This is a genomic window from Pedobacter terrestris (assembly GCF_052343045.1).
Classification (GTDB): Bacteria; Bacteroidota; Bacteroidia; order Sphingobacteriales; family Sphingobacteriaceae; genus Pedobacter.
In genome coordinates, this window is sequence record NZ_CP180264.1 from 3,563,833 (window position 1) to 3,575,855 (window position 12,023).

Genomic DNA, 12,023 nt, shown 5'->3' on the forward strand with positions numbered 1-12,023 from the left:
CGGAGTGACTGAACAAGTCAATAAGAAACTAATAGTATGTGAGGCCATTAGAGGTATTTTAGCCCTTTTGGTTATTTGTGGGCATCTGGTTTCAAGAGTAGAGTCTATACGAATGAAACAGAATCACATCTTAAATTTTTTCACTGTTTGGGGAAGAGAATGCGTGTTTTTGTTTTTTATTCTTTCTGGTGTTGTGATCCATTATTCGTTTACTAGGCATAACAGACCAAAGAGCAGAAATAAAGATAAGGTGTGACAGAAAATAAACGACATAATCTACAAACTCTCGACGGTCTCAGAGGTCTAAGCCCTCTTTACGTATTGGTGCATCACGCAAGACTCGGACTTACCCAATCATATCATTCAGGTTTACTCCATCATCCCGAAAAATACAGCGCAATTGATAAACTGATGGTCTACTTTTTTGGTTTATTCAAATACGGACACGAGGCCGTTATAATTTTTTTCGTTTTAAGTGGTTTTGTTATTCATTTAAGGTATTCCGATGAAAATTACATTTTCGCCGACTTTAGTCTATCTAAGTATTTAAAGAAAAGGGTAGTCAGAATCTACCCCACCCTAATCACTTCAATGATATTATGCTTATTTGTAGATATAATTATCCATTTCACCACCAGTGAAAATTTCGCGTCTCTTTTCTACAAATACAGCCTAGGAAGTTTTCTTTATACTATTTTTTTAATTCCTGACTCGCCCATTTGGGGAATAAACTATCCCATTTGGTCATTGAAGCATGAATGTTTTTTTTATCTGATATACCCCGCATTGTTGTGGGCAGCTACCAAGAATCGTTTATATCCATTAGCTGTAGTGGTCTTACTATTCACGTTATTTTCGCTCGGAATTACAATTCCTTTTATCGGGTCTGCTGCATACACACTGCTGGCTTGGTTTTTAGGCTGCTGCTTAGCCTATATGTATAACAACAATAATGGTTTTCGATATCTACCCTGGTTAATATTATTTGGACTTGGTTATCCATCGATAAATCGAGAAAATATTACCCTATATCCAATTCTAGACTTGGTTTTTGGATTAATTACGGTTGGAATAATTGCGCTATTATTAGCCAAGCCCAATACGATAATTTCACGTGTAATGAGAAGCCTATCTGTCCTGGCTACGTTTTCCTATACGCTATATCTAGTACACTCTCCAATAATTTATGGGTTTCAAAAACTGATAATCTACTACAGCCCGAAAAACCAGCTACCTTTTCATACCTGGTACGTCTTACTTGCCAGTTTGACAATTCCGCCAATATCTTATGTGATTTACTACTACACCGAACGTTTAGCCATTAACTACAAGAAGAAAATTTAGTGAAAAAAACCCTCCTCATCATCTCGCCATATTTTCCTCCAGTTAATGCAGCAGATATGCAGCGCGTAAGAATGAGCTTACCTTATCTTAACGAATTGGGATGGAAAGCCACTGTGATAACGGTTGATCCCAAATATTGTGATTTCCAACAGGAGCCTCTACTTATGGAAACGGTACCCTCAGAAATTAAAATCGTTAAAGTAAAGGCGTTTTCAAAAACCTTAACAGGCAAATTAGGATTAGGTAGTATCGCGCTGAGATCGCTTTACTTCTACCGCAAAGAGGTAAACAAACTTCTGAAAAATGAACGCTTCGATTTGATTTATTTTTCGACTACACAATTCCCAGTAACGATTTTAGGTACCTATTGGAAACAAAAATTCGGAATCCCGTTCGTAATTGATATGCAAGATCCCTGGCATTCAGAATACTATCAGGACAAGCCCAAAAATGAACGCCCAAAAAAATATTGGTTTTCTTACCGGTTGAACAAATTTTTAGAACCCATTGCCATGCAAAAAGTTGGTGGACTCATCAGTGTGTCAAAAGGTTATCTGGATACTTTAGTTGAGCGATATCCAAGATTGACAGATTTGCCTAAACGTGTCATTACGTTTGCTGCATTTCCCCCAGATTTCGAAACCGTAAAAAAGCACAGCAATCAATTCAATTTGCCCTATTCTAGCGCAAAATCAAATTACAATTTTGTGTACATCGGGCGTGGCGGGCACGATCTTAAATATGCCGCAGAGCTTTTATTCGGTGCCTTTAAACTCGGACTTAAAAAACATCCTGAGCAATTTAAAAAAATTCGTTTTCATTTTCTTGGCACAAGTTATGCCCCTAACGGCGAAGGAGTTGCAACGATAAAACCCATCGCAATGCAAATGAATGTCGGCGAATATGTGGAAGAACTTACAGACAGACTTCCATTTTACCAAAGTCTATTCACCTTAAATCATTCTGATCATTTACTGATACTGGGTTCAGACGATCAAAACTATACCGCATCTAAAATATTTCCTTACATTCTGTCAGAAAAACCAATATTGGCTTTTTTTAACACTAAAAGCAGCGCCGCACAAATCATTTCTAAGTGTAATGCGGGCAATGTTATTCCATTAAATCAAGATGCTACTGTGTTGTTAGAAATGGTTTACGAATACCTGCATCAAACTTTGCTGCGAAAACCGCAACGCCCACAGACAGACTGGACAGCTTTCAAAACTTACGAAGCTTCAAATATGTGCCGCGCGCAGTGCGAGGTTTTCGACGAAGTTTTAGCAGCAAGGTGAACAAAAAAACATTTATGAAACCAATCCAAAGTTTGCTGAAATTTATACTGAAACGGAAACTCTTTAAAGGCCAATTCAGAATTTTTATGGCTTTATTTCAACGCAATTTGCTTAATGGAGTGCTTGCAATTACTAAACCTGTATCAGGAAATTTCCGCATCAATCTGGATACAAACAATTTTATTGATGCGGCGATTTATTTTACCGGCGACTACGAACCCTATTTAAAAAAACAGTATAAACAACTGATTCATGCAGGAGACTATGTATTGGATATTGGCGCAAATATTGGGTTTCACACCCTGTATTTTGCTGAACTTTGTGGCGAAGAAGGGCGTGTATTTGCTTTTGAACCCATTCAATTCAATTATGATGCATTATTAAAAAATTTATCGCTGAATAAATTTAGTCAGATACATCCCATTCATGCCGCACTGGGAAATGAAAACAAAGAGATGGAAATCCATATCGATCCATCTGCCAAAAATCCTGGCGCTTACAATTTGCTCACCGAAGGAAAAAAAAATACCAGTATAAACTGCCTTAAAGGCGATGACTACCTTGACAACCTCTCGCTTCCTAAAATTAATTTTATCAAGATTGATGTAGAAGGTTATGAGTTTGAAGTACTGAAAGGTTTAAAAAATAATATTGCACGTTTTCGGCCCACAATAATTTTTGAATATGACCGGAACTACCAACTTAAAATGAATGCAGACGCTGGTCTTATATTTGATTTTTTTAATGAACTAAACTATAGCTTTTACGCTGTTGATGGTTATGGTAACAAAAAACCTTTTGCTTATAGCGAGCAAATTCAGGGTGCAGAAATCATAGCACTTGCAAACTAATATGAAAAAACTGGCTATCGTAATTACACATCCAATTCAATATTACGTACCGGTTTTTAGGTTGCTTGCAGAAAAAGCAGAAGTAAAAGTATTCTATACAATCGGCGGAAACGCATACAATACACAGTTTGAGCCTGGTTTCAAAAGAGAAATAAAATGGGACATTCCATTACTAGATGGCTATCTGTATGAGTTTGTAGAAAATACGGCAAAACATCCTGGAAGTCAAAATTTTAGTAGCATCAAGAATCCAACTTTGAACGGCAAGATTAAAACCTTTAAGCCAGATGCCATTTTAATATATGGCTGGGCTTATCAAAGTCACCTTGCAGTTATCCGGCATTTCTATAAAAAAATCCCATTGTGGTTTCGTGGCGATTCTACTTTGTTAGATGAAAATAGCGGGATCAAAAACCTTTTGCGTGCAATATTATTAAAATGGGTTTACCATCATATCGATCGGGCTTTTTTTGTTGGTCAGGCAAACAAGTCTTACTTTGCAAATTTTGGTTTGCAAGAACGGCAACTTACTTTCGCGCCGCACGCAATAGACAATAACCGTTTTGGAGAGGATAGATTAACTGAAAGTGACCTGCTCAGAAAAGAACTGGGTGTTACTGACAATTCTGCATTGATTCTCTTTGCCGGAAAATTTGAGAAAAAGAAAAACCCAACATTACTATTGCAAGCATTTTTAGAATTAAAACCAATCAACGCACACTTACTTTTTGTTGGTAATGGCGAAATGGAGCAAAGTCTAAAACAACAAACAAGTAAATCCGGCGACGGAAATCATGCATTCAAAAAAACAAAAATTCATTTCATGGATTTTCAGAATCAGAGTTATATGCCCGTAGTTTATCAGGCCTGTGATTTGTTTTGTCTACCTTCGCAAGGCCCGGCAGAAACCTGGGGCTTAGCTGTAAATGAGGCGATGGCTGCCGGAAAAGCAGTGCTGGTTTCTGATAAAGTTGGTTGCACGGAAGATTTGGTTTCAGAGGGAGAAAATGGTCTGATATTCGAATCGGGTAACCTTACCGATTTGAAGATAAAACTATCGCAAATGCTTGAAAACCTAAATTTTCTACTTAAAATGGGCAAAAAAAGCCAATTGATCATTAAACAATGGAACTTTAAAAATCAAACAGACGCTATTTTAAAAGAGTTGAATGCAACAAACTAAACACATCTATTATACATTACTTTATTTGCCTTATCTGCTGGCTTTACTCTTTAGAGGTGCCCCACATGCGTCTTATCTGGTGGCATGGTTAGGCTCATTTTTTATTTTCTTTGTTTGTTACAGAGGCATCATCAAACCATTGCCTGATGAGCTTCCCGTTATCGAACAGTTGTTAAGGCCGATATTTTTCCTTCAGATAGTATTTGCGGGGTATATGGCCAGTACCTCCATTTTCTATTATGCTGATGCTTTGGGATATGAGTATCTGACTTATATTGGAAATCGAAATTTTATTTTTGGAGATGTATATCAATCAATAGCAAAATGCCAGCGATATTATGTTTTAGGCCATGCTGCCCTCGCCCACGGATTACTTGCAGCAATGCGTTATCCGATTAAAAAGCGATACCAAGTTTACGCACCATCTATGAGTAATCTGCTTTTAGGCATTTCAATTATCTGTTTCCCCCTTGGTTACCTGTTTTCCAGAATTTCGGCTTTAAATCAGTTTAGTGTTCAGCTAAGTGGATTGAGTTTCGTTGCCGGAACTATAGCTTTGGCTTTTGCAATTCGCGAACATAAAAAAGTGAACTTTTGGGCAGGCGGCGTACTTTTCTGTTTAAATCTTTTGTCTGCTTTAACTTCCGGCTACAAAGAGCCAATTATTATTTGTGTATTGCTCCTTGGTATTTTCCTAATGCCCGTATATGGTAAAAAAGTATTGCCTGTTTTAATTCCAGTTATACTTTTATTGTTTTTTGTGTTGCCAACATTTATCGGAAACTTTAGAAAAATGGTCTCAGAGGGCGTTGATCCACTTACAGCAAGAAACCAAAGTATCGATAACATTGTGAATAATGATAACATCGCAACTGAACTTAGGGAAGACAACTGGAATTTTTTAACGATCAGACTATCAGAAATAGAGATGTTTATCCGATACACAGAATCTACACCTTATTTTGTTCCCTATTACAAACTGACTCTGGTAGAAAATGCCTTTAAAACTATTGTACCCAGATTTCTATGGCCAAGTAAACCCGATGTAGAACAGTTGGTTATGGATAGAGTGTATAATGCCGGTGTTGTAGATAGAATGTCGGCCGTTTCTGCCAAACCCGCATATATTGTAGACTGTTACCTTTCTTATGGTTTGATTGGAATTTGGATCGGACTTTTTTTATATGGGTACGTGGCTCAAAAACTATCCGAACTCGCCGAACTTTGGTTTGGCGGCTATTTTATGGGAACAGCGGTGATGTTTGCCGGGTTATTTCAAATTCTTTGGCGCGGTAACAGCTTCGAATTTGTGTCAAATGCTGTGTTCTGGAGCGTATTTACCATGTTTATAATTCAACAAATCCTGAAAATGAGAAGTATTCTGTATCACGCAGATTAAATGAAAAACCAGTTGAAAATTATTCACGTTACACCTTCCTACAAACCTGCTTATATTTACGGTGGTCCCATTCAAAGTGTAGGCAAACTGTGTGAGGCACTTGTTCAATTTACTGCACCAGAGCCCCAGAATTCTGGCTGTTTTAAGAATGATTTTTTGTCTATTCAGGTTCTAACCACAACCGCTAATGGTAAAAATGAGTTACCTGTAAAATCCAGTGCGGCGACAGATGTAAATGGTGTTCAGGTGAGGTATTTTCCGCGGTGGACTAAAGATCACAGTCACTTTTCGCCAGCATTACTGTTTCAACTCAGTAAAGAGCTAAAGCAAGCAAAACGAAATGGCATAGAAACAGTTGTTCACATTCATGCCTGGTGGAATCTGGTTTCTGTACTGAGTTGTTTGGTTGCAAGATACCACAACATTCCGGTGATTGTTTCTCCGCGAGGTATGCTCACAGGTTACACAAAAAATAATCGCAATGGATTTTTTAAGCAAGTGATACATGTATTACTGGGTAAAAATTTATTAAAATCTTCGCGTATTCACGCAACTAGCCATCAGGAAAAACAGGAATTTGTAGAGATTGTTAAACCAAAAAGTATCACAGTGATTCCCAATTTGGTGAATTTGCCCCCTCAACTAATTGACAATTCAACAGGTAAAACAGAAGGCAGTTCTCCAATTTTTAATATGATTTTTCTCTCGCGCATAGAGCAAAAAAAAGGACTGGATTTATTGTTTGAAGCACTTGCAAAATTGGAATTTCCGTGGCGATTAACCATTGCAGGATCTGGAGATCAGCTTTACATCAAAAGCCTGAAACTAAAGGCCGAATTGCTTAAAATTGATCGATGTATAAATTGGCTTGGGCAAATTTCAAATGAAGAAAAGTTTAATGTATTGGCCAATCATGATCTTCTGGTATTGACCTCTTACAATGAAAATTTTGCCAATGTTGTTTTAGAAAGTCTTAGTGTTGGAACTGCTGTTTTAATATCAGATCAGGTTGGATTATCAGACTACGTTGCGCAAAAAAACTTGGGTTGGATTACACCAATGAAAATATCAGACATTACCTTAAACATCAAAAACGCGCTTAAAGATGTCGGCAGGCGAAACGAAATCCGTTTAGAAGCGCCAACCCTTATTCACGCAGATTTTGAAGATTTGACTTTAGCGAAAAAATACTTAACCCTGTATAAATCCAGTTTGTGAATCTGAACTTCAGTTTTGTTATTTTAACCTATAATGAAGAAATTCATTTGCCCAGGCTTTTAAAATCGATCAAAGGATTAAATGCAAAAATCTATATTTTAGATAGCGGAAGTACCGACAATACAATTAATATTGCGACACATTTTGGTGCAGAGGTTAAAATTAATCCTTTTGAAAATCATCCAAAACAATGGGATTTTGCGCTCAATAATTTTTCAATAGAAACGCCTTGGATAATTGGTTTAGATGCCGATCAGATTGTTACTCAAGAATTATTTGATCAACTGGCTTCCTTCGATAATGAAAAATTCAAAGGAATAGACGGCATTTATTTCAACCGTAAAAATTTCTTCCAGGGTCATTGGATCCGTTACGGTGGATATTATCCATTATACCTGTTGAAGATGTTTAGAACCGGTGTCGGTTTTTCTGATTTGAATGAAAATATGGATCATCGTTTTATTGTTCCGGGCAGAACTATAGTATGGAGAAATGCGCACCTTCTAGAAGAAAACCTCAAAGAAAACAATATTGATTTTTGGTTTGCCAAACATGAGCGTTATAGTGATTTGGTTGCGCAGGAAGAAATTGAGCGCATGCAAAAAATACGATTGCAATCTATACAACCAAACTTTTTAGGCAATCCGGATGAGCGAAAAGCCTGGTTAAAACGTCTTTGGTGGAAAATGCCACTCGGCATTCGCCCTTATTTGTATTACAGTTTCAGAATGGTTTTCCAACTTGGAATTCTGGATAGTAAAACTGGTCGCCGGTTTCATTATCTGCAGGGTTTGTGGTTTAGAAAAAAGGTAGACAAGAAAATAATGCAACTGAAACGATCCATGGACAGCGGAAGCTGACAAGCGATTTTAGAACGCTGCTAATTCCGTATAAATTCCATCAGAAAATTACTCTGAAAAAGCGCCGAAATATCTGATATTTACAGATTAGAAACAAAAAACTGCTTTGACTGCTGGATTAAAAAATCGTATTTTTGTTTACTTTTACCAATAGATATGGACGAAATCAGTCAAAAACTAGCAAAAAAACAGGCCGATATAAAAGCAATTAAATTTGTAGTCGCCCTGTTTATACTGTACATCATTTTTAGCCAGGGCAACATTTTCATGAACAGTGTAATGACCCCAAGTGGTCATTATTACAATCCATATATTGCAACCCATTTTGATTACATTCAGGGCCTCAAAACGTCACTTATTGTGCCAGCCGTCTGGATTATTAAAGCTGGAGGTTTTTACGCCATTTATAACGACATGGATGTGATGGTGGTAAACGGACCTTATCTAAGAATTAATTATTCTTGCCTCGGCCTGGGTGTTATGAGTTTTTTAGCCGCCTTCGTTTTGGCCTTTCCAGCCAGCTGGAAATCGACCTTCAAAATGCTTATTATCGGCATTATTTCCATTTACTTCCTCAACATCTGTAGAATTGCTGGCTTAGGTCTTCTATTTGGTTATTTCCAAAGCCAACGAAATTATTTTGAGTATCACCACGAGATTTTTAATATATTGGTTTACATTATAATTTTTGTGATGCTGTATTTCTGGATCAAAAGGAATACTAAAAATAAACAAACCACTATAGAGAACGTCGATCAGATTTCTAAACAAGAGATCTCCTAGTTTAATAAAACCATATGTATATTTTAGGGCTCAATGCCTACCATGGTGATTCGTCTGCCTGCATATACCATAACGGATTACTTATTGCAGCTTCCGAAGAAGAACGTTTCAGACGGATTAAACACTGGGCTGGATTTCCATCCATGTCCATAGAATTTTGTTTACGTGAAGCAGGAATTTCCATTCAAGATGTAGACTTTATTGCCATTTCCAGAGATCCAAAAGCAAACTTTTCAAAGAAAATTCTCACCGCATTAAAAAACAAACTAAGCTTTAAAAATATTGTTAACCGTGCTAAAAATCTTCGAAAGGCAGGAAGTATTGAAGAGGAGATTATTCGCCATTTCAGGCTAAAGAAAGATTCCTTAAAAGCGAAAATTATAAATGTTGAGCACCATAGAAGTCATTTAGCCAGTGCTTTTTTTGCTTCTCCGTATAAGGAATCTGCAATACTTTCAATAGATGGGTTTGGAGATTTCAGCAGCACCATGACTGCTATTGGTAAAGACAATAAAATCGAGGTCTTAAACTCTGTATCTTATCCGCATTCTCTAGGCGTATTTTATACCATGCTGACCCAGTTTCTCGGATTTGAGAACTATGGCGATGAATATAAAGTTATGGGATTGGCGCCTTACGGAGAACCAAAATTTTTGTCGGAGCTGGAAAAGGTGATTACATTAAAACCTGGCGGATTATTTGAATTGGATTTAACATATTTCAACCATCCCAAAAAGGGAGTAAACATGGTTTGGGAAAATGGCATTCCAAGTATGGAAAATCTGTATACTGAAAAAACGATAGAACTTTTGGGGCCACCCCGTAAAAAAGATGAACCCCTAACACAAAGCCACAAAGATCTTGCTTCGTCAATTCAAAAACGTACAGAGGAGGTGATTTTTCATATACTATCAGCTCTCCACAATAAAACTGGGCTTGATGCAATATGTATTGCTGGCGGAGTTGCTCAAAACTCGGTTGCTAACGGTAAAATTTTAAACAATACGCCTTTTAAAAAAATCTATATTCCTCCGGCTGGACATGACGCCGGAACAGCTATCGGCGCAGCATTATGGGTTCATAATCAAATTAGAGGAAACGACAGAACTCCTCCTATGCTTCATGGATATTTTGGAAGCCGGTATAGCAATCAGGAAATTAAAAACTTACTTATAGAACGCAAGATAAATTTTGTTCAACCAGACGTAGACGATTATTTCGATCTGATAATTAATTGTCTTACAAACGAGGGAGTTGTAGGATGGTTCCAGGGCAGGGCAGAATTTGGGCCGCGTGCACTTGGCCATCGTTCTATTCTTGCCGATCCCCGAAATGCGAATGCAAAAGATATTTTGAACGCCAAGATTAAAAGAAGAGAATCATTTCGCCCATTTGCTCCATCCATTCTCTCTGAATATGTTGGAGAATACTTTGAGCAAATTGACGATGTTCCGTTTATGGAAAAGGTTTTTAAAATTAAGGAAGAAAAAAGATCTGAAATACCCGCCGTTACACATTTAGATGGAACTGGCAGATTACAAAGTGTTCATAAACAAACAGACGAGAAGTATCACAAATTAATTGAAAATTTCTATAAGAAAACAGGCACGCCAATTCTTTTGAATACCTCGTTTAATGAAAATGAACCGATTGTAAATACCCCTGAAGAAGCGCTCAACTGCTTTTTAAGGACAAAGATGGATATGATTGTATTAGAAGACCTAATTGTCATTAAACAAGCAGAATCTCTGCAACAATAATAGCTTTGGCGTTTAAAAATGTTATCCCCAAGTCTTTGCAATAGCAACTGTTGTCTCCCCAAAAGCATATTCTAGCCCAAAAAAGATTAATATAATTCAGTAGCAATCAATTTGGGCTAGTCATTCTTTTATTTTAACAATTGCTCTCTACTGTACTAATCCATTTCAGCTTTGTTCTGATATTCCCCAATTGTATTAAGGAAGCTATGGCATTTAATTCCTACACACAGATCTTTACTTTCAGAAATTATTTTCCCCTTCCCGAGAGCCCCTATCCGCATGGTATTCGAAAGCTGGTAATCCATACCGATTTCCTAACGGTGTTTATCGTTTGTGCAGTAACAATACCATCTTCTTTTCCTTATGGTCATTTATGGAAGAATTTCAATTGCAGGCTCGCAGTTTCTAAATGACTTCAATCTCTGACAAAACATAAATAATAAAACCCCCAACGATATTACACGCTGGAGGTTTTATTATTTATCCTCTACCCTTTCTTCCCCTTTCCTCGCTTTTACCGCCGTTATGTCCACGCCCTGAATTCGCGTTGTTTTGTTTAGCAGAATTGATTTTGCCATTATTGTAATTGCCAGAAGGTTTTGCTGACCGGTTCTGGGTTGTACGATTGTTTTGCGCCGGGCGAGCAGTTTGAGCGGGTCTTGAAGTTCTTGCATTTACATATTTACTATCTCTGCTATCGCGAATTAAAGGTTGTCTTGAATTACCTCCTTTATACCTCGAATATTGTGTAAGATGTGTATTGTGAGACAAATATGGCTTTGGCGTATTCATCACAACCTTATAGCCATTGTACAAATCATACCCGCTAAATCTTGATGGAAGACTATTTCTCCATACCCAACTGCCATTTAACAGATAAATATATTGCGCGCTTGGAACATAATAATATGCATCAACATCTGGTAAGTAGTAATAATCTACGTGATCATATCCTGTAGGTCCCCAAGCGGGCTGCTGACCAATATTTATACTTAAACTAACCTGCGCTTTTGTGCTAATGCTGTTCATGGAAGCTACTCCCAATAAAACAGCTACTACTAGTGTTTTCATGTTTATTTGTGCTTGTACAAGTAAGATTAATCAAACAGAGTACCATAAAACACCAAAAAGTGTCTCAATGATACCAAAGCGGCAAGTGTATCGACCAATCAGGAGGATGTCGCGACGAATGCAACGAGTAGAGGCTCATTTTTTATCATTTATGAATCGTAGGATGTGCTAAAAATTAAGCTGCAAACTATCAATACTAGTCAATTCCGTATCAAAATAACTTATAAGATACGGGCTTTGTAAAAAGCTCTTAAATAAT

Annotated in this window: 10 protein-coding genes and 1 pseudogene; 10 read left to right on the top strand and 1 reads right to left on the bottom strand. The window is 37.3% G+C overall.

The genetic code is table 11. From position 1 onward, the window contains the following. Positions 1-4: 4 nt before the first annotated feature. From ACJVDH_RS15080 to ACJVDH_RS15125, 10 genes and pseudogenes are all read left to right on the top strand, one after another. The gene (locus tag ACJVDH_RS15080) at positions 5-256 is read left to right on the top strand and encodes an acyltransferase family protein (protein ID WP_443944232.1); all 252 of its coding nucleotides are present in this window, start codon (positions 5-7) and stop codon (positions 254-256) included. Continuing rightward, positions 253-1,344: an acyltransferase family protein gene (locus ACJVDH_RS15085; protein WP_443944233.1), complete on the top strand. Its 1,092-nt coding sequence runs from the start codon at positions 253-255 to the stop codon at positions 1,342-1,344. Before ACJVDH_RS15080 ends, ACJVDH_RS15085 begins: the two co-directional genes overlap by 4 nt. Then, the gene (locus tag ACJVDH_RS15090; protein WP_443944234.1) at positions 1,344-2,639 is read left to right on the top strand and encodes a hypothetical protein; all 1,296 of its coding nucleotides are present in this window, start codon (positions 1,344-1,346) and stop codon (positions 2,637-2,639) included. The genes ACJVDH_RS15085 and ACJVDH_RS15090 overlap by 1 nt, the downstream gene beginning before the upstream one ends. A gap of 14 nt (positions 2,640-2,653) precedes the next feature. Next, positions 2,654-3,490, top strand: a complete 837-nt coding sequence (locus ACJVDH_RS15095; RefSeq protein WP_443944235.1) for an FkbM family methyltransferase — start codon at positions 2,654-2,656, stop codon at positions 3,488-3,490. Position 3,491: 1 nt separating this feature from the next. After that, on the top strand, positions 3,492-4,673 hold the full coding sequence (locus ACJVDH_RS15100; RefSeq protein WP_443944236.1) for a glycosyltransferase family 4 protein: 1,182 nt from the start codon (positions 3,492-3,494) through the stop codon (positions 4,671-4,673). Then, positions 4,660-6,072: an exosortase Y-associated Wzy-like protein gene (locus ACJVDH_RS15105; RefSeq protein WP_443944237.1), complete on the top strand. Its 1,413-nt coding sequence runs from the start codon at positions 4,660-4,662 to the stop codon at positions 6,070-6,072. The genes ACJVDH_RS15100 and ACJVDH_RS15105 overlap by 14 nt, the downstream gene beginning before the upstream one ends. After that, positions 6,073-7,290 carry an XrtY-associated glycosyltransferase XYAG1 gene (locus tag ACJVDH_RS15110; RefSeq protein ID WP_443944238.1) on the top strand — a complete coding sequence of 406 codons (1,218 nt, stop codon included), beginning with the start codon at positions 6,073-6,075 and terminating at the stop codon, positions 7,288-7,290. Beyond that, positions 7,287-8,123 (top strand): annotated as a pseudogene (locus ACJVDH_RS15115) (glycosyltransferase family 2 protein); the annotation flags it as partial. The gene ACJVDH_RS15110 and the pseudogene ACJVDH_RS15115, both read left to right, overlap by 4 nt. A gap of 183 nt (positions 8,124-8,306) precedes the next feature. Continuing rightward, positions 8,307-8,933: an exosortase Y gene (gene xrtY, locus ACJVDH_RS15120; protein ID WP_443944239.1), complete on the top strand. Its 627-nt coding sequence runs from the start codon at positions 8,307-8,309 to the stop codon at positions 8,931-8,933. A 14-nt stretch (positions 8,934-8,947) separates the two neighbouring features. Next, the gene (locus ACJVDH_RS15125; RefSeq protein WP_443944240.1) at positions 8,948-10,693 is read left to right on the top strand and encodes a carbamoyltransferase family protein; all 1,746 of its coding nucleotides are present in this window, start codon (positions 8,948-8,950) and stop codon (positions 10,691-10,693) included. A gap of 480 nt (positions 10,694-11,173) precedes the next feature. On the opposite strand, the gene ACJVDH_RS15130 is transcribed toward ACJVDH_RS15125, so the two are convergent. Continuing rightward, positions 11,174-11,764 (bottom strand): hypothetical protein, encoded by a 591-nt coding sequence (locus ACJVDH_RS15130; RefSeq protein WP_443944241.1) that lies wholly within the window; start codon positions 11,762-11,764, stop codon positions 11,174-11,176. Positions 11,765-12,023: the final 259 nt, after the last annotated feature.